The organism is Sphingomonas faeni, from assembly GCF_040407495.1.
GTDB classification, from domain to species: Bacteria; Pseudomonadota; Alphaproteobacteria; order Sphingomonadales; family Sphingomonadaceae; genus Sphingomonas; species Sphingomonas faeni_D.
In genome coordinates, this window is the sequence record NZ_JAPZPP010000003.1 from 290,765 (window position 1) to 306,980 (window position 16,216).

General features: G+C 64.0%; 20 protein-coding genes. 16 read left to right on the plus strand and 4 right to left on the minus strand.

Going from position 1 to position 16,216, the window contains the following annotated elements; all coding sequences use genetic code 11:
- The first annotated feature begins 2 nt into the window (after nucleotides 1-2).
- The 5 genes from O6W96_RS11380 (at nucleotide 3) to O6W96_RS11400 (ending at nucleotide 4,728) form a co-directional block, all read left to right on the plus strand.
- Nucleotides 3-2,324, plus strand: a complete 2,322-nt coding sequence (locus tag O6W96_RS11380) for an SGNH/GDSL hydrolase family protein (protein ID WP_353469655.1) — start codon at nucleotides 3-5, stop codon at nucleotides 2,322-2,324.
- Nucleotides 2,325-2,370: 46 nt separating this feature from the next.
- Complete coding sequence (locus O6W96_RS11385) at nucleotides 2,371-2,910, plus strand: hypothetical protein (protein WP_353469656.1); 540 nt, start codon at nucleotides 2,371-2,373, stop codon at nucleotides 2,908-2,910.
- Between the two features lie 86 nt (nucleotides 2,911-2,996).
- Nucleotides 2,997-3,320, plus strand: coding sequence for a hypothetical protein (locus O6W96_RS11390; protein WP_353469657.1), 324 nt, complete (start codon nucleotides 2,997-2,999; stop codon nucleotides 3,318-3,320).
- Between the two features lie 414 nt (nucleotides 3,321-3,734).
- Nucleotides 3,735-4,370 carry a hypothetical protein gene (locus O6W96_RS11395; RefSeq protein ID WP_353469658.1) on the plus strand — a complete coding sequence of 212 codons (636 nt, stop codon included), beginning with the start codon at nucleotides 3,735-3,737 and terminating at the stop codon, nucleotides 4,368-4,370.
- A gap of 22 nt (nucleotides 4,371-4,392) precedes the next feature.
- Nucleotides 4,393-4,728, plus strand: coding sequence for a hypothetical protein (locus O6W96_RS11400; protein WP_353469659.1), 336 nt, complete (start codon nucleotides 4,393-4,395; stop codon nucleotides 4,726-4,728).
- Between the two features lie 368 nt (nucleotides 4,729-5,096).
- Here O6W96_RS11400 and O6W96_RS11405 read toward each other — a convergent pair whose 3' ends face one another.
- Nucleotides 5,097-5,672 carry a hypothetical protein gene (locus tag O6W96_RS11405; RefSeq protein WP_353469660.1) on the minus strand — a complete coding sequence of 192 codons (576 nt, stop codon included), beginning with the start codon at nucleotides 5,670-5,672 and terminating at the stop codon, nucleotides 5,097-5,099.
- 831 nt (nucleotides 5,673-6,503) lie between these two features.
- Complete coding sequence (locus O6W96_RS19690; RefSeq protein ID WP_435372218.1) at nucleotides 6,504-6,800, minus strand: DUF6894 family protein; 297 nt, start codon at nucleotides 6,798-6,800, stop codon at nucleotides 6,504-6,506.
- Nucleotides 6,801-6,957: 157 nt separating this feature from the next.
- On the opposite strand from O6W96_RS19690, the gene O6W96_RS11410 reads away from it, so the two are divergent.
- Both O6W96_RS11410 and O6W96_RS11415 read left to right on the plus strand, forming a co-directional pair.
- Nucleotides 6,958-7,119, plus strand: coding sequence for a hypothetical protein (locus O6W96_RS11410; protein ID WP_353469661.1), 162 nt, complete (start codon nucleotides 6,958-6,960; stop codon nucleotides 7,117-7,119).
- Nucleotides 7,120-7,155: 36 nt separating this feature from the next.
- Nucleotides 7,156-7,407 (plus strand): hypothetical protein, encoded by a 252-nt coding sequence (locus O6W96_RS11415; RefSeq protein WP_353469662.1) that lies wholly within the window; start codon nucleotides 7,156-7,158, stop codon nucleotides 7,405-7,407.
- 182 nt (nucleotides 7,408-7,589) lie between these two features.
- Here O6W96_RS11415 and O6W96_RS11420 read toward each other — a convergent pair whose 3' ends face one another.
- Complete coding sequence (locus O6W96_RS11420; RefSeq protein ID WP_353469663.1) at nucleotides 7,590-8,150, minus strand: helix-turn-helix domain-containing protein; 561 nt, start codon at nucleotides 8,148-8,150, stop codon at nucleotides 7,590-7,592.
- Between the two features lie 85 nt (nucleotides 8,151-8,235).
- On the opposite strand from O6W96_RS11420, the gene O6W96_RS11425 reads away from it, so the two are divergent.
- The 3 genes from O6W96_RS11425 (at nucleotide 8,236) to O6W96_RS11435 (ending at nucleotide 10,378) form a co-directional block, all read left to right on the plus strand.
- On the plus strand, nucleotides 8,236-8,739 hold the full coding sequence (locus O6W96_RS11425; protein ID WP_353469664.1) for a DUF6456 domain-containing protein: 504 nt from the start codon (nucleotides 8,236-8,238) through the stop codon (nucleotides 8,737-8,739).
- A gap of 62 nt (nucleotides 8,740-8,801) precedes the next feature.
- Nucleotides 8,802-9,740, plus strand: a complete 939-nt coding sequence (gene dapF / locus O6W96_RS11430; protein ID WP_353469665.1) for a diaminopimelate epimerase — start codon at nucleotides 8,802-8,804, stop codon at nucleotides 9,738-9,740.
- A gap of 83 nt (nucleotides 9,741-9,823) precedes the next feature.
- Nucleotides 9,824-10,378, plus strand: coding sequence for a fasciclin domain-containing protein (locus O6W96_RS11435; RefSeq protein ID WP_133029880.1), 555 nt, complete (start codon nucleotides 9,824-9,826; stop codon nucleotides 10,376-10,378).
- 220 nt (nucleotides 10,379-10,598) lie between these two features.
- On the opposite strand, the gene O6W96_RS11440 is transcribed toward O6W96_RS11435, so the two are convergent.
- A complete protein-coding gene (locus O6W96_RS11440; RefSeq protein ID WP_353469666.1) occupies nucleotides 10,599-11,864 on the minus strand; it encodes a NupC/NupG family nucleoside CNT transporter in 1,266 nt (421 codons plus the stop codon).
- Between the two features lie 141 nt (nucleotides 11,865-12,005).
- Here O6W96_RS11440 and O6W96_RS11445 point away from each other — a divergent pair, with 141 nt between their 5' ends.
- The 6 genes from O6W96_RS11445 to O6W96_RS11470 all read left to right on the plus strand — a co-directional run bounded on the left by O6W96_RS11445 (nucleotide 12,006) and on the right by O6W96_RS11470 (nucleotide 16,112).
- Complete coding sequence (locus O6W96_RS11445; RefSeq protein WP_353469667.1) at nucleotides 12,006-12,653, plus strand: queuosine precursor transporter; 648 nt, start codon at nucleotides 12,006-12,008, stop codon at nucleotides 12,651-12,653.
- A gap of 218 nt (nucleotides 12,654-12,871) precedes the next feature.
- On the plus strand, nucleotides 12,872-13,789 hold the full coding sequence (argB, locus tag O6W96_RS11450; RefSeq protein WP_060526005.1) for an acetylglutamate kinase: 918 nt from the start codon (nucleotides 12,872-12,874) through the stop codon (nucleotides 13,787-13,789).
- A 223-nt stretch (nucleotides 13,790-14,012) separates the two neighbouring features.
- The gene (locus tag O6W96_RS11455) at nucleotides 14,013-14,315 is read left to right on the plus strand and encodes a YggT family protein (protein ID WP_056053469.1); all 303 of its coding nucleotides are present in this window, start codon (nucleotides 14,013-14,015) and stop codon (nucleotides 14,313-14,315) included.
- Nucleotides 14,312-14,623 carry a DUF167 domain-containing protein gene (locus O6W96_RS11460; protein ID WP_353469668.1) on the plus strand — a complete coding sequence of 104 codons (312 nt, stop codon included), beginning with the start codon at nucleotides 14,312-14,314 and terminating at the stop codon, nucleotides 14,621-14,623. Before O6W96_RS11455 ends, O6W96_RS11460 begins: the two co-directional genes overlap by 4 nt.
- Nucleotides 14,620-15,495, plus strand: coding sequence for a bifunctional methylenetetrahydrofolate dehydrogenase/methenyltetrahydrofolate cyclohydrolase FolD (folD, locus tag O6W96_RS11465; RefSeq protein WP_353469669.1), 876 nt, complete (start codon nucleotides 14,620-14,622; stop codon nucleotides 15,493-15,495). Before O6W96_RS11460 ends, folD begins: the two co-directional genes overlap by 4 nt.
- Nucleotides 15,492-16,112, plus strand: coding sequence for a MarC family protein (locus O6W96_RS11470; protein ID WP_353469670.1), 621 nt, complete (start codon nucleotides 15,492-15,494; stop codon nucleotides 16,110-16,112). The genes folD and O6W96_RS11470 overlap by 4 nt, the downstream gene beginning before the upstream one ends.
- The last annotated feature ends 104 nt before the right edge of the window (nucleotides 16,113-16,216 follow it).

The window sequence follows — 16,216 nt, forward strand, 5'->3', positions numbered from 1 at the left end:
ACATGGCCGAAATTCCAACTTTCCTGATCGATGGTCAGGACGTCCCGATGCCTGCGCTGCGTTTGTATCTAACGCGGCTCAGCACTACGGCCTCGGCCGCGTTGCTTTCTTCGATCGATGGCGCTGCGCCTTATGAAACCCTCGCGCTCGCTCAAGCCGCGCCAGCTTCGGACGCCGGCAACCAAGCCCGCGTGTACGCTGATCCGGATACCGCGAAGAACGGCGTCTACGTTAATCGAACTGGCGCCGTTGGGGGCTATGTGGTGGATACCGGTTTCTACAGTCAGCTTGCGGCTGTCGTGCAGCCTGTTGTCGACAAGGCTCGAGACTGGGCGGAAGGCACTGGATCTCCGGGGGGAGATGGCACCAGATCTGCGAAATCTTGGGCGTCGGAAGCTTCTGCTGCGATCATGCAGAACGTACGCTGGGGGCCAACAGACCTTACCCCCAGCGACATCGCCGGCGCATTAGGCGCCACGACCTACGTCAACACGGTCCCATTGCCGCGCGGCCCGCTTCCCCGACTCTCGCTTGATTATTACCGGGTCGGTGGCGCGGGTGCGAAACTCGCGATCGTCACCCTGAAGCCAGACCTGTCAATCGACACGATTGTCTCCACGTACAACCGGGCCTTTGCAAACGGCGTATCTGTTGTCACCGACTGGAATTACACAGTCGCCGCAGATAACCTCTACTTAGCAATCCGTACTAATGACGCCCCCGTCCTGGACCTTCCGGCGTATCATCCGAAAGTCGGAGCGAAAACTTTAACGGGTGTCCAGGGCGCCGCGCTGGCATCGGGTCAGCAGCTCGCTTACACCCCGCTTGATTACGAACTGCTGATCAATGCCGAGGTCGCCGCACTAGGGCAACTGACGACGACCGCCGAAATGTTGGAAGCGTCGCAGTCGCTGAACGATCGCGGCGTATCCCCGGTCGCAACTCCCGCGGGCAACAGCGCAGCGATCCGCGACGGCCTGCTGGCCTTCCCGATGCCTCGCCTTCCGGCCGGTGACTATCAGGCCGATACGGTTTCGCCTGGCCGCGTCTGGGGCAATGGTCGCTTGTTCGATCGCGGCGGTCGCGTCTTCCTGCCGGCAGCGCCGCGCGACCTAGACTTTCGTCGGCATTTCCGAACCATACTCGAGCGGGTGTGCGTCGCTGGTGGGACAGTAACGGCCCTCGGCGACAGCCTTCTGGAAGGTTTCGGGCTACCCGACATCCTGACCAACCAGTGGTGGACGCGGTTCGCGCAAGCCTGCATCGGCGACCTCGACACGACCAGCGTCATCGGAATGACTAACTTCGTCGTTGGCGGATACGGCATGACCTATAGCGGCGGTTCGCAAGGCGGCAGCGGCCCCGCAGGAACGGCGCGCGTTCTCGCGGCTGGCGATAGCATGAGCTTCACGGGCACGTTCTCTGGCGTAGCGTACACCTACGACCGCTCGCCGGGTGCCGGAACACTGACGCTCACGCGCGCCGGCAGCGGCTCTGCGCTGGATGCACAGTCAACGGCAGGCACCGCGGCGAACGACGTGTCGCGTACGCCGATCGCGACGGGGACAACCGCGTCTGACACGTACACGCTCACCGCGTCGGGTGGGTCCGTCACCGTTACGTCGCTGTTCCGGATTGGCATTCGTGCCGCGAACGTCCGCGTTCCGAACTTCCATCGCATCTGTCGGGCCAACTGGCGGATGGCGCAGTTTGCCACGGACGCACCGCTTGCCAGCATCATCGCGCAGGCTTCGCGCGGCGTTACTGGCACAGCGGTTCCGGGCCTGCTGATAATCGCTGCCGGCACGAACGACGCCAACCCGGACGCAGGCGCGGGCGGTTCGACCCCGGTCGCGAGCTATCAGGCGAACCTCGAAAAGGTATTCGCCGAGGCTCTTGATGCCGGCCTCTACGTCGTCAAACTCGGCATCCCACCGTCGAACAACAACGTTCACAGCGGCACCGTCTATGTCGATTACGTCGCGGCAGAGGTCGCTGCCTGTGAGCGCTACAGCGTGCCTTACATCCCGCTCTACGCGATCGATTTTTTCGGTCGCGGACTGACGATCGATGGGTTGCACTGGAATGCGGCGGGCAACGAGGCGGTGCTGCGCTCGGCGTGCGACGCCTTCGCGAGCCCAGTAATCAGCATGCTCACTTACCAAGCACGCATGCGTGGACGAGTCGATGTGACGGGCGCCGGCGCGCCTGCGCTGACGGCTCTGGGCGGTTCGACATATCGCCGGACGGATGGTGGCGCTGGATCGACCTTCTACGTGAAAGAAGGGCCGGCCTACGACGCGGCCGGATGGGCTGCGAAGTGATCCCCCACGGCAACACCACCCTCTCGGACTTAGGAAGGGATGACGCATGACTGCGACAGCCACTAGCAACTATATCGGGCAGGCGATGCGGGCGACGTCCGCGCTGGCCCCGCCCTCACTCGCTGACAATCCCGGCCTGCTCGCCTGGAACCTGTTCGTCATGACTGCGGCCATGTGCCTCGGCCTGATGATGGCGGGCAAGCAGGCGCGCAGGCTTTGGGCAACCCGGCGCATTGATCACCCGACCGACCCGGTGTCGATTTATCGGATCATGATCTTCCTTGCCGGTTGCGCGGTCGCCAGCCGGGGCGGCGCGGAAGCGGTCAGCTTGTGGTCATGGAGTTCCGGGAACGCCGCGACGATCGAGCGCGTCGCCGAAATGAAGCGCTGGCTCGATCCGCTATCGGTCGGTTGTGGCTTCATGTGGATGGCGCTGCACATCCTCGCCGAGCCGATGCTCGAGTTCCAGCTGCGGAAAGCCCCACTTCCCGTCGACATGTGGTCAAGATGGCCCCAGCTGCGGCGCCCGATCGCAATCCTCGTGGTAAGCCTGCTGATGGCGACCGCTGCCGTCGGACTGCGGTAATGCGAGAGGGGGCTATCGCCGCGGTACCGAGCGTAACGGTACCCGTAATCTGGTCCGTCCTTGGCTACTCGTTCCCTGCCGGGTCAATGATCGTCGGGCTGCTTGCCTGCTTCATGGTCCGGCTGTTCATCACTCTCGACGCACCTGGTCCGAAACGCTGGATCCTCGACGGGATCGTGACCGGCCTTGCGATGCTCATCACCGCGGTCTGGATCGTCGAGCATCAGGTCGATCTGTTCGCCGCACTCGGCACGGGGGGCGGTGCCGGCGCGGTCGGCGCGGGCATCATCACGTTCTTCAAGCGGCGCGGTCAGAGCGCAATCGACGCCCTGGACGCTGCTTTGCCCGGCAAGCCTCCGGTGCCGGCCGACATGACCGCCACCCTGCGCGAGCTCAATAGGCTGCCGTAACGGCCCGCTTCACCGGGAGAGGCGATGGCGGGCCGGCCAGGTCGGAGGACGACCGCAGCGCCGGATATAAACCATTTCCGACAAATTCGTTCCGGCAAGATTACGACCCGCCTCAAGCGCAGGTGACAACGCGAGGCGGGCCGGCCGGAGCACGTTGGAGTTCGGCCTCGGCGAAAGCTTAAACCATCCAATCCCAGTATCGGAACGCCCCACCTGAAATTTATCAGTGGCGCTGTGAACGTCGTCGCGCAGCGGCCAGCCTATCCGAAAAACTGCTGAGAAAAACGGATAGGCTGACCGCCTCTGTAGCTCGCGTAACGAGCCTCGCGACGGGTCGGCAAGGGAGCAAACCGCGCCGCGAACGAACAGGTACGTGGCCCTGACGTAAAAGACTCATCTAGGAAGGAAAAGACCATGCCGACGGCATCAAAGCCGGCGACCGCCTCTGCGCGCCCTGCGCACGGGCTGGCGTCTCCGGACAAATTCTTTGCGTCGATCCGCCCGCTGTTCGGGACGATGACGAAGGCGCAGGTCGAGGGCATTGAGGCGAAGCTTGCTGCGTTTGCGGCGCAGGCGTCGCCCCTTGCGTATGTCGCGTACGGGCTTGCCACGTCGTTCCACGAAACCGCTCAGCGTATGCAGCCGATTCCAGAGATCGGGTCCGGCCGCGGCAAGCCATACGGCAAGCCGGGCAAGCATGGCGGGCAGGTTCCGTACGGCCGCGGCGACGTCCAGCTGACGTGGGACTATAACTACGAGATCGCTGACGACCAGCTCGGGCTGAACGGCGCGCTGCTCGCCGACTTCGATCGGGCGCTCGACACCGATATCTCTGCCCGCATCATGGTCCGTGGAATGACTGAGGGCTGGTTCGCTGGTGACAAGGTCGGGCGGCATAAGTTCGCGCGCTACCTCCCCGCGAAGGGCCCCGCAAATGCTCCGAAGTTCAACTCGGCGCGTCGCATCATCAACGGGATTGACCGCGCCGAGAAGGTCGCGGGCTACGCGATGTCCTTCCAAGCTGCGCTAGTCGCCGGCGGTTGGGCCTGATTTCTCAAGCGAAGGACTGACCATGAAGAAGATACTGACCGCTGCGCTATGCGCGGCGTCGATGATGCTCGCCTGCTGCGCGACGATGCGGACCCCGTCAACCGGGCAGGCTGCGCAGATCGGTAGCGCGATCGACCGGGCTCAATCTGCATACGAACGGATCGCCGCGACGGCAGCACTCGTGCTGCCGTACCTGTCGCCGGAGCACGCGGCGCGCGTGCGCCTGGCAATGTCGCTGGCGGAGCGCGGTCTGCTGGCAGCGCGGTATGCGGTGACTGCGACCGAGCAACTCGCTGCGCTCAAGCAGGCCGAAGCCGCGACGGCCACGATCGAGGCGGTGACCCCTACTACGCCGTAACCTTAGCTTTTCAGGGCGTGCCTGACGGTAGTATGGTGGCGCCCGACGGCTCGCGCGATCGAACTGGTGCTGAAGCCCTCGTCCGCTAGGCGGCGCCATACGGCACGCCTAGCCTCGACGAACGCGACGGTGCGGCCTGTGCCCATAACGTCCGAGGGCTCAACGAAGTAGGCTGCTGCTGCTTCGGCGGCATACTGCTCCACACGCGAAGCGGAGGGCTCGGCGCTAATCATAACGTATCCATGAAGGCATGTTGCTGTTGCGTCCTCTAAACGGGCGCGGACGAAAACACGGTTCGCCGTCTCGCAATCCATTGTCGCCATAGTTTTTTCGAACGAGCAACTGCGGCGGTAGTTTGTCTTCGGGATTCAAGGTGAATGAGTGATCGGAGAAAGGCTGGCTAAATACGCGTTACCATGAAGGCCGACCGGCGTGACCCGACCGGCATTCTCGGCCTGTACAGCCTTCAAATAAGATCTCGGTTTCTTCATTAGCTTCGGCTGATCGAGCCCGGTAAGCCCAACGATCCGCGCTGCTTCCTTCACAAAGGTCACGCAGTTGTGATCCGAAAGGCGATACACGCTGTCGGGCTTCCCATCACTCCACGCTTCGACCAACCGCAGCACCGCTTCATACTGAGCATCGGTCATCACGAGCGAGAATTGCGCATCGCTGCCGGAAACGTACCCTGGCTTAGGAATGTCCAGCCCGCCCGCAACCGGGCCCATCAACAGTGCTGGCGAGACTGACTTAGCAGTAAATCCGACATTCGTGTCGACCGGCACACCTCCCGCGTCGGGTACTCCGCGCAGCGAAAAGAAGGCGTGGGGGAAGCTATTACCAAGCTCGTGGCTCCAAAACGTGATCGTTACCGCAGCTTGCGCTGGATTGGCTGTGCAGCTCCATACCAGGAAAGCAGCAGCAAGTTTGAAAACAGTCTTCACACAGGGAGTTAAAGCTATCAAGGGGCGTGTAGCAATAACCATTCCGGTCTGGCTGCGGCCGCACGTTTTCGAAGCCGGGAGTGCCGCGGCAGGGAGGCGTCTTGGGAATGCTCAACCTGCCCCGGTGCCGCATGCGTAAACCAAATAACCTCCGATGCAATCACGCGTTGCGCGTCACTCTGTTCCACTTTGGCGCAGGATATTTGATTGATGGAGATCACCACCATTTTTGGGACAATCTTGCTGCCCCGTTAACCTTCTGACTCCAAAGCGGCTATATGTTTTTACCTCACAATTTTAATCTCATCGAGCTGGAATCGTGCCGTCGTCGGCACGTCGTTCTGGCTTCGCTCGCGATGACAGTGTCCCTTATCGAAATGCACCTGAACCTCGCCGAGTATTACCAGCAAAGCATCAATGCCTTCGAACGAACGTTACCTGATTGTCGCAAGGTTCAAGAGGCCCGACCGACTCGACCATGGGTTGCAGCCTGACGTATTTTACAGCCATTCCGTAGCATACCGGCTGCAAGGAACGACGGATCGACACATATGTTGATACGTCCGTTACCTCAATGATTACGGTTGGTTAATGCTGGGCTTAGAAATCGTTATCGTTGCCGTCTGGGGTACTCCGTTGGTTTTGATCGCTGGTGCAGGGATTGGCTGTCTCGTTTCCCGGGATCTTCGCACCTGTCTGCGCACGCATATTGGCATCTAGTTTAGATGCGGTGGCCATATACGCCGGCACGCCGCGGCTCTCGTTACTGGGGCGTCACGAGCCCCCGATCCAAGGATTTGCGGCGCGCGCGCCCCCTCCAGACAGTGTAGGTCATATGATTGTAGGGCGGTCAGTATTTGTGTCGTTGGCTCGCGGCTCGAGGCTTCGTCCAGCCGCCGAGGTCTGACCATCAATGTAGATTTCCCACAGTATCAGCCCGGTCCCGTCAGTCACAGATACGTTCCACGGACGGGAACCCCAGAAGGCTACAGCGGCATCTTTCATCATCTGCCCGCAGGTCTGAATTGCCTCACGTCGCGCGTCCTCGTAGCTCTCGAATTCCTGCCCTTCGGCATCTGTGATCCGAACGTCAGTCTCGGTATGGAAAAAGAACCGCGGCACTGGCACACTCCGTTCGTCGGTTACGAATATCGTTGAGGCCAAATGGCTCAGTGTGGCTTTTGATCCAAAGCAGCGGTCCGTTGACGGCGGCGTAGTACGTTTGCCAATAGGCTATAATCAGGATGCGTCATGCTCGGTATAGGTTCGACCGCTAATTAGGCGCATGAATAAGACACCGGAGCAAATGCGTGCGCAGGCACGGGAATACCGAGAACTGCACAGGCATCTCACAGGAACCGTGCTGAGCGAAGCGATCGAGCAGGTCGCCCTGGCGCTCGACCGTTCTGCAAACGCACTTGAGGCGGAGCTGACCGGCACTGACTAATTGCCGGGCGATCCATGTTGATGAGGACGAACGACCATGAACCTAGACAAGCCGAAAAACCTGTTGACGGATGTCGAACGGCTGCACGTGGCTGAGAACGTGTCGCGATCAATCCACTACGGCGAGCCCCGGAAGGTTTGGGTAGAGGACGGTCATGTGTTCGTAGAGGGCTACGACGGTGCGACTGTCTCGATGCTCCCGGCCGTGGCGATCAAGCTAGGTAGGCTGTTAGGCGAAGCTGGAGCCGCGTCGCTGATTAACCAGGTGATGTACGACTCCCAGAGCTAGGGGCGGCTAGGTATCGGCAGATCATCCTCATCCTGTATCTCGGCTTCAGGGTGCCGATAAATATTCGAGCGCTGACGGCAATTGCCGGCCACGAATGCACGAGGGGGCATTTGAAGGGGTATAATTACACCGGTCTGACCTGATGCACAGCGGTAGTGTGGTAGGGTCATCGCCCACCATTCCTACAGTTCGCGGACCAGCCGCATTGCTACCGCGATCCAGGCGGGGTTTTCGATCGTTTGCGGCTGCAGGCCTGCACCCGGCGGCGTAAGGGTCACGCTGCCCTCGCATTGGAGCACGCGACCGAACGCGAATCGCCCAGCCGGTTGCGGGATGAGCGCGTCGCGGTTGAGCGCGGTGGCGAAGTCCGCCGGCGCGAGCATCGCACACCAGATCACGTCGCCGGCGCGGTAGTCGCCGATTCCCGTCGCGACCGATACCGCGACCTGTCCCGGCGCGACCTGCGGCGGCGGCACGGTTATGGTCCGGCGCGGTGCTCGGGCGCCGTGACTGGCCAGGATCGCGGCGACGGGCAGGTCTGCGCGATCCGGCAACGTCACGAGATCGCTGGCGGCGACGTCCAGCGCGGCGGCGATCCGGTTGAGCCAGACGATCGATACGGTGCGCGTACCGGTCTCCAGACGCCCGATCGTCTGTGCGGTCGTCGCCGGAACGCAGCGCCTCGCGACGTCCTCCAGCGTCAGGCCCTTGGCACGACGGACTTCGCGAATAGCGGTGATCATCGAAAGACTCCAAACCAGATAGGTTATTCCTGTGTTCTACAAGCGTGACGCTATGGCAACTGGCACATGCAACGGGAGACGGTGGATGCGCGAACTGGTAGAACGATCGATCGATTCGGAAGGCATTCCGCAGACGTCCGGTTCCAGGCGTGGGCGTAGTGTGACGATCAATCTGGCCGAATCGCCGCTGGGATGGCTCCGGTCGCGTGGGCTGGTCGATGCGCGGCAGTTCGAGGCGGGGGAGCGGTTGCGCGCCGATTACGAGCGGGCATCGATCGCGCCCAGCGTGACGATGCGCTGGGCGGCGCGGATCGATGGCGGCGGTCATGACGGGCTTGATCCAGCATCGGCCCAAATTGCCGCCAAGCGTCGGTTTGACGCGGCATTGGCGGCGGCCGGGCCGGGGCTGGCGGATATCCTGTGGCGCGTCGTGTGCGCCTGCGAAGGCCTGCCAGCGGCCGAGAAGGCGCTGCAGTGGCCGGTGCGGGCGGGGCGACTGGTATTGACGCTCGCACTCGATCGCCTCGCCGCACATTACGGGATGGGTCAGGCAGCGCAGGCCATCGATCTCCTCGATCCTCCCCCCTAGAGATGGCCGCAAGATCGATCCGGTCACTCGCTTTGCCGCGCAGGCATGACTAAGTGGACGGCATGCAATTCGATCTCGTCAAATGTCATGGCTCCGGCAACGATTTCCCGCTGATCGATGCACGCGCATCGACGCTCGGCAACGCAGCTTGGGCGGCCGTCGCGCGGGCGCTGGCGGATCGGGATGGACCGGTTGGGGGTGATGGGCTCCTGCTGCTGACCGCGGGCGACGAAACCCATGCGTTCGGCATGCGGATGTTCAATTCGGACGGGAGTGAATCGGAGACGTGCCTCAACGGCCTGCGCTGCGTCGCGCGCGCCGGGTTCGCGGCAACGGGCTCCGAGGCTGCGATGGCGCTGCTGAAGACGAGCGACGCGGCCGTGAAGCGCGATGCCGATATTGCCGAGGGCGTGTTCACCGTTCGCGAGATCGCCGGCCCCGCGTCTCTGGATGTTGCGGCGTGGCCTATGCATGTCGGGACCGATCGCATCGTCGATACGCCGATCGCGCCCTTGCCGACGGACCGCGCCTTCACGGCGGTGGCGATGCCGAACCCGCATCTGGTGACGTTCGTGGATGCCATCGACGAAGCCGAACTCGTCCGTGTCGGCGAAGCGTGCGAGGCGGCGCCCGACTGGCTGCCCAATCGCGCGAACGTCAGTTTCGTCGAGGTTCGCGGCGCGGATCTGTTCGTGCGGACGTTCGAGCGCGGCGTCGGCCTCACCGACAGTTGCGGCAGCGCGATGGCGGCGTCGACCTATGCCGCGTGCCTGACCGGCCGGATCGCGTACGACACGCCGACCACCGTCTTCAACAAGGGCGGACTGGTTCGTGCCGAGGCGAGCGAGGCGGCGATGGTCACGCTGTCGGGGAATGCGACGTTCGAGTGGACCGGCACGATCGAGGTCGATCTCGACACGGCGACCGCGAGCGACCTGATCGTCACGCGGCGGCATGACGACGAGATCGCGGCCTGGGCGGGGCTGCTCGCGACGATCTGAACGCCGGCTGCGTCCTTATCCCGGCGCGCGCGTATCTCCCCGCAGTGGCGCCGCACACCGGCTCCGCACGCAGGAGAGAAGCCATGAACCACTTCATTCGTACCGCGATCGTCGCGGCGGCCGTTGCCGTCAGCGGCAGCGCCATCGTCGCAGCGCAGACCAACCCGATGGTTGGCGGCGCCGCGATGTATCCGACCAAGACGATCGTCGAGAACGCCGTCAATTCGAAGGATCACACGACGCTGGTCGCCGCGGTGAAGGCCGCCGGCCTGGTCGAGACGTTGTCGGGCCCGGGTCCGTTCACCGTGTTCGCGCCGACCAACGCCGCGTTCAAGAAGCTGCCGGCCGGCACCGTCGACACGCTGCTCAAGCCCGAGAACAAGGCGCAGCTCGCCAGCGTCCTGACCTATCACGTCGTCCCCGGCACGATCACCGCCGCCGACATCGCCGCCAAGGCGAAGGCGAACGGCGGCACCGCGACCTACACGACCGTGCAGGGCGAGCCGCTGATGTTCAAGAAGGTCGGCACCGGCTGGGGCATCATGGACGGCAAGGGCCACAAGGGCCGCATCACGATCGCCAACGTCATGCAGTCGAACGGCGTGATCCACGTCGTCGACACGGTGATGTTGCCGTAATCGACTCCGCGAGATAGCTGCCTCGCTTTTCCCCGCGAGGTGGTTTGCGTCGGGCCCGTTGCCGAAAGGTGGCGGGTCCGATTGCGTTAGGGGCCGCCGTCACCCCAGTCGCGTCATCTCAACCCCTCCGTCATCCTGACGAAAGTCAGGACCCAGGGTAACAAGCGCTGCCCTTCGTGGCTCTGGGTCCTGACTTTCGTCAGGATGACGGACGGGCGGTTTAGCCGATCAGCAGGCCCGCGAGTGCTGCGGACATCAAGTTCGCCAAACTCCCCGCCGCCAGCGCGCGCAGCCCAAGCTTGGCGATCATCGGCCGCTGGTTCGGCGCGAGGCTGCCCGTCACCGCCATCTGGATCGCGATCGACGAGAAGTTCGCGAACCCACACAGCGAGAAGGTAATGACCGCGATCGTGCGCGGGCTGAGGCCAGTCTGCGTGCCGAGCGAAATATACGCGACGAACTCGTTCAGCACGATCTTCTGCCCGAACAGTCCGCCGGCGATTCCCGCCTCGCTCCACGGCACGTTCAGCAGGAACATGATCGGCGCGAAGACATAGCCAAGCAGTCCCTGGAAGCTCAGCCCCGGTAGCCCGATCATGTTGCCGAGCCCACCGAGCAAGCCGTTCGCCAGCGCCACCAGCGCGACGAACGCCAGCACCATCGCGCCGACCGCGACCGCCAGGCGCACGCCGGTCTGCGCGCCCTGGGCTGCGGCCATGATCAGGTTGGCCGGCTTTTCCTCGTCGTGCGTGGCCTGCGGCATCGGTTCGCCCGCCGACGATTCACCCGGCAGATCGCCGAGCGCGAGTTCGCCCTCGGGTGGCATCACGCGGTCGGGCATGATGATCTTCGCCATCAGGATGCCGCCCGGCGCCGCCATGAAGCTCGCTGCCAGCAGGTAATCGATGCGGATGCCCATCGACGCGTATGCCGCAAGGATCGTGCCCGCGACGCCCGCCATGCCGCTGGTCATCACCGTGAACAACTGTGCCGGGGTCAGCCCCGCCAGATACGGTCGGATGACGAGCGGCGATTCGCTCTGACCGACGAAGATGTTCGCCGCCGCGCACAGTGATTCGACCTTCGAGACGCCGATGACCTTCTCGATTCCGCCGCCGACCCAGCGCACCACGAACTGCATGATGCCGAGATAATAGAGGATCGAGACGAGGCTCGCGAAGAAGATGATGACCGGCAACGCGGCGATCGCGAAGCTCTGCCCGCCGATCTCGGGCGTCGCCATCTTGCCGAACAGGAACTCGGTGCCCTTCTGCGAATAGCTGAGCAAATTGGCGACCCCGCCCGACATCTCGCCGAGCACGACCTTGCCGAAGCTCGAATACAGCACGAGCACGGCAATCCCGGCCTGCAACGCGAACGCGGCGCCGACGATACGCAGGCGGATCGCGCGGCGGTCGCTCGACAGCAGCACGGCGATGCCGAGGATGACGGCGATGCCTGCAAGGCCGATGACTAGTCTTTCCATGGACGCCCTGCATTTTTGACTGACACGCGCGGCCCCCCGGCTGCGCAAGCGACCGACATGACACGCGAGCGGCGTGCTCGCCAGTCTTTATGATGGGGGAGTCATTTGACGGCGCGCGCGATTCCGCTAGCGTCCCTGGCGATGGATAAGCCTGTTCCCGCGTTCCCGCGTTCGCTCTTCGTTTTCTCGGTCCTGTACGGCGGCATGGTGTGCATCGCCGGCGTGTTGGGGGTGAAGCAGGTCGCGCTCGGCCCGCTCGCGGTCGAGGCGGGGATCTTCGGGTTCCTGTTGCTGGTCGTGCTGAGCAGCGCGATTTCCGAGCTCCACGGCCAGAAGACCGCGACGTTCCTGGTGCGCCTCGGGTTCATTCCGCTGCTGGTGTCGGCAGCGTTGATCCACCTGGTGCTGGCGCTGCCGCACGATCCGGGGATGTACCCGCCCGCGGTCGACGCGTTCCCGATCGTGGTCGGGCAAAGCTCGCGGATGATGATCGCCGGGCTGATCTCCTACGGCATCTCGCAGACGCTCAACGTGCTGATCTTCTCGAAGCTGTCGGGCCAGGTCGGCAGCGGCGACGGCAAGCTGGTATGGCTCCGCGGCATGATCGCGAGCATCATCTCGCAGATCATCGACACCATTTTGTTCATCACCATCTCGTTCCTCGGCGAACGCCCGATCGTCGCGCTGATGGAGGGGCAGATGCTCACCAAGGTCATACTGTCGATCGTGCTGGTGCCGTTCATGATCACGTTCTTCGTGAAACTAGGGCGGCGGCTGGATCGGGTCTGACCCCTTCCGTCACCCTGACACCTCCCTCCGTCATCCTGACGCCCCCTCCGTCATCCTGACGCCCCCTCCGTCATCCTGACGCCCCCTCCGTCATCCTGACGAAAGTCAGGACCCAGAGCCGCCAGAGACGCCGTTCGTGATCCTGGGTCCTGACTTTCGTCAGGATGACGGACTTGGTGATGCTTTCGCTACCTCCCTCGACTGGCTAAGGGATCGGCATGACCGATCACACGCCCGATCCCGCCCTGCTCGCCAAGGCGGAAACGCTCACCGAGGCGCTGCCGTATCTGCAGCGCTATGCCGGCAAGACGTTCGTCGTGAAATACGGCGGCCACGCGATGGGCGATCCTGAACTGCAGCGTGATTTCGCCGAGGACATGGTCCTGCTCAAGGCGGTCGGGATCAACCCGGTCGTCGTCCACGGCGGCGGCCCGCAGATCGGCGCGATGTTGAAGCGCCTCGGCGTCGAATCGCGCTTCGTCGACGGCCTGCGCGTCACCGATGCGGAGACGGCACAGATCGCCGAGATGGTCCTGGCGGGCTCGATCAACAAGGAGATCGTCGGCTGGATCGGCCAGGCGGGCGGCCGCGCGGTCGGCATCTCGGGCAAGGACGCCGGCCTCGTCCTCGCGCAGAAAGTCGGCCACGGCCGCGAGCCGGACAAGCTTCAGGGGATCGAGCGCCACGTCGACCTGGGCTTCGTCGGCGAGCCAATCGCGGTCGACCGGACGATCCTCGACACGCTGATCGCCGCCGACATCATCCCGGTGATCGCGCCGATCGGCATCGGCGCCGACGGCCACACCTACAACATCAATGCCGACACGATGGCGGGCGCGATCGCCGCCGCAATGGGCGCCGCGCGGTTCTTCCTGCTGACCGATATCGTCGGCGTGCTCGACAAGCAGGGCGAACTGCTTACCGATCTCGACCCAGCGCGGATCGCCGAACTGCGCGCCGACGGCACGGTGACCGGCGGCATGATCCCGAAGCTCGACACCTGCGTCGCAGCGGTCGAATCGGGTGTCGACGCCGCAGTCATCATCGACGGCCGCGTCCCCCATGCGATGCTGCTGGAGATCTTCACCAAGCAGGGTGCAGGCACGCTGGTCAGCGCCAACGGGCGCTCGCGGTAGGGGGCGCCAAGGTCCCCCACTCCCGTCATCCTGACGAAAGTCAGGATCCAGAGCCACACAGGGTAGCCTTCATGGCTCTGGATCCTGGGTCAAGCCCAGGATGACGGAGACTTGAGGGAGCGGGTGCGGCTCGAATCACCGGGCGCAGGCCAGCGGCACCACAGGCCTTCTCGTTCTCCCCCCGCCACCTTATATCGGCAACACACCAGCGGAGACCCTTGCCTTGATCGCCCTTCTTCAGATCGTCCAGTTGCTGCTCAACCTCGTCTGGTGGGTCATCGTCATCCAGGCGGTGCTGTCGTGGCTGATCGCGTTCAACGTCATCAACACGCACAGCGATTTCGTCCGCACGGTCTGGAACGCGCTGCAGAAGATCACCGAGCCGCTGTACCGCCCGATCCGCCGCATCCTGCCCGATTTCGGCGCGCTCGACCTCTCGCCGCTGGTCGTGCTTCTGATCCTCTACATCCTGACCAACATCGTCATCCCGAACATCGCGCAGAACTACCTCGTCGCAGCCTATTGATCGGGCCGGCAGCCTGGCGGTCGGTCGATGACGGGCTCACGATCGCCGTCCGGGTAACACCGCGTGGCGGTCGCGATGCACTCGCCGCCGGAACGCCCGAGCATTTCACCGCACGACTGGCAGCAGCCCCCGTCGACGGCGCCGCGAACGCCGAACTCGTCATCCTCGTCGCCAAGACCTTCGGCGTACCCAAGCGCGCGGTGACGATCGTCTCCGGCGAAACCGCCCGCCTGAAGCGCCTGCACATCCTCGGCAACGCCACTGTGCTGGCGGAAATCGCGTCCGCGCTCTATTGGCCGCGGGCATGAGCGCGACCATCATCGACGGCAAGGCCTTCGCCGCCGGCCTCCGGGCCCGTATCGCAGACGGCGTCACCGCCTTTCGGGCACAGGCGGGCCGCGCGCCCGGGCTCGCCGTCGTCCTGGTCGGCGAGGATCCTGCCTCGAACGTCTATGTCCGATCGAAAGGCAAGGCGACGCGCGAAGCCGGGATGGAAAGCATCGAGCACCGCCTCCCCGCCGACGTCCCCGCCGAAGACCTGCTCGCGCTGGTCGCGACGCTCAACGCCGACCCGACGATCGACGGTATCCTCGTCCAGCTGCCCCTGCCGAAACATATCGACGAGCAGGCGGTCATCTCTGCGATCGATCCCGACAAGGACGTCGACGGCTTCCACCCGATCAACGCCGGCCGCCTCGCAACCGGGCTGCCCGGCTTCGTACCCTGCACGCCATTCGGCTGCGTCATGCTGTTGAAGAGCGTGCTGCCGAGCCTGAGCGGGCTCGAGGCGGTCGTCGTCGGTCGCTCCAACATCGTCGGCAAGCCAATGGCGCAGTTGCTGCTCCGCGAGAGCTGCACCGTTACCGTCGTGCATAGCCGCACTAAGGACGTGCCCGCGCACATCCGCCGCGCAGACATCGTCGTCGCGGCGGTCGGCATCCCGCAGATGATCAAGGGTGACTGGCTGAAACCCGGCGCGACCGTCATCGACGTCGGCATCAACCGCACCGACACGGGCCTCGTCGGCGACGTCGATTTCGCCAGCGCGGTCGAGATCGCCGGCGCGATCACGCCAGTACCGGGGGGCGTCGGGCCGATGACCATCGCGTGCCTGTTGCGGAACACATTGGTTTCGGCAGGACGTCGCGAAGGCGTCGCGATCGAGGAGGCGAGCCTGTGATCGAACTCTACATTTCATCGCTGATCACGTTCTTCGTCGTCATTGATCCGCCCGGCTGCGCACCGATATACGCCGGCCTCTCGGCGAGTGCGTCAGCCCTCCAGAAGCGGGCGATGGCGATCCGCGCGGTCGGCGTATCCGCGCTGATCCTGTTCGTGTTCGCGCTGTTCGGCGAGGCGTTGCTCAAAGGTCTCGGCATCAGCCTCGCCAGCTTCCGCATCGCCGGCGGCATCATGCTGTTCCTGATCGCGCTCGAAATGGTGTTCGAAAAGCGCACCGAGCGCCGCGAGGATCGTGCCGCCAAGGTCGCGAGCGATCCCGAGGTCGAGGACGTCTCGATCTTCCCGATGGCGATGCCGATGATCGCAGGACCCGGCTCGATCGCGTCGGTGATGCTGTTGATGAGCCGCAACAGCGGGATCGAGCGCTCGCTGGTCGTGCTCGGCGCGATGGTGACGATCCTGCTGCTGACGCTGGTCGCGCTGCTCGCGGCGGGGCCGATCATGCGGATCCTCGGCGCGAAGATCGAGGCGGTGATCACGCGCCTGCTCGGCGTGCTGCTCGCGGCGCTGGCGGTGCAGTTCGTGCTCGACGGCCTGTCGGTGGTGCTCCACTAAATCCCCACAATATTAGCCGTCATCCCGCGAAGGCGGGGATCCATACTGGCTGGCCATGCGACCTATCGCTGACGTCAGAGAATATGGGTCCCCGCTTCCGCGGG

What these genes read in the sequence shown, in the direction of transcription:
- O6W96_RS11390 (WP_353469657.1), top strand. Translation starts at nt 2,997, where the DNA reads ATGATCGTCGGGCTGCTTGCCTGCTTCATGGTCCGGCTGTTCATCACT.
- O6W96_RS11445 (WP_353469667.1), top strand. Translation starts at nt 12,006, where the DNA reads ATGGATAAGCCTGTTCCCGCGTTCCCGCGTTCGCTCTTCGTTTTCTCG.
- O6W96_RS11410 (WP_353469661.1), top strand. Translation starts at nt 6,958, where the DNA reads ATGAATAAGACACCGGAGCAAATGCGTGCGCAGGCACGGGAATACCGA.
- O6W96_RS11435 (WP_133029880.1), top strand. Translation starts at nt 9,824, where the DNA reads ATGAACCACTTCATTCGTACCGCGATCGTCGCGGCGGCCGTTGCCGTC.
- argB (WP_060526005.1), top strand. Translation starts at nt 12,872, where the DNA reads ATGACCGATCACACGCCCGATCCCGCCCTGCTCGCCAAGGCGGAAACG.
- O6W96_RS11385 (WP_353469656.1), top strand. Translation starts at nt 2,371, where the DNA reads ATGACTGCGACAGCCACTAGCAACTATATCGGGCAGGCGATGCGGGCG.
- folD (WP_353469669.1), top strand. Translation starts at nt 14,620, where the DNA reads ATGAGCGCGACCATCATCGACGGCAAGGCCTTCGCCGCCGGCCTCCGG.
- O6W96_RS11420 (WP_353469663.1), bottom strand. Translation starts at nt 8,150, where the DNA reads ATGATCACCGCTATTCGCGAAGTCCGTCGTGCCAAGGGCCTGACGCTG.
- O6W96_RS11400 (WP_353469659.1), top strand. Translation starts at nt 4,393, where the DNA reads ATGAAGAAGATACTGACCGCTGCGCTATGCGCGGCGTCGATGATGCTC.
- O6W96_RS11395 (WP_353469658.1), top strand. Translation starts at nt 3,735, where the DNA reads ATGCCGACGGCATCAAAGCCGGCGACCGCCTCTGCGCGCCCTGCGCAC.
- O6W96_RS11380 (WP_353469655.1), top strand. Translation starts at nt 3, where the DNA reads ATGGCCGAAATTCCAACTTTCCTGATCGATGGTCAGGACGTCCCGATG.
- dapF (WP_353469665.1), top strand. Translation starts at nt 8,802, where the DNA reads ATGCAATTCGATCTCGTCAAATGTCATGGCTCCGGCAACGATTTCCCG.
- O6W96_RS11415 (WP_353469662.1), top strand. Translation starts at nt 7,156, where the DNA reads ATGAACCTAGACAAGCCGAAAAACCTGTTGACGGATGTCGAACGGCTG.
- O6W96_RS11440 (WP_353469666.1), bottom strand. Translation starts at nt 11,864, where the DNA reads ATGGAAAGACTAGTCATCGGCCTTGCAGGCATCGCCGTCATCCTCGGC.
- O6W96_RS11425 (WP_353469664.1), top strand. Translation starts at nt 8,236, where the DNA reads ATGCGCGAACTGGTAGAACGATCGATCGATTCGGAAGGCATTCCGCAG.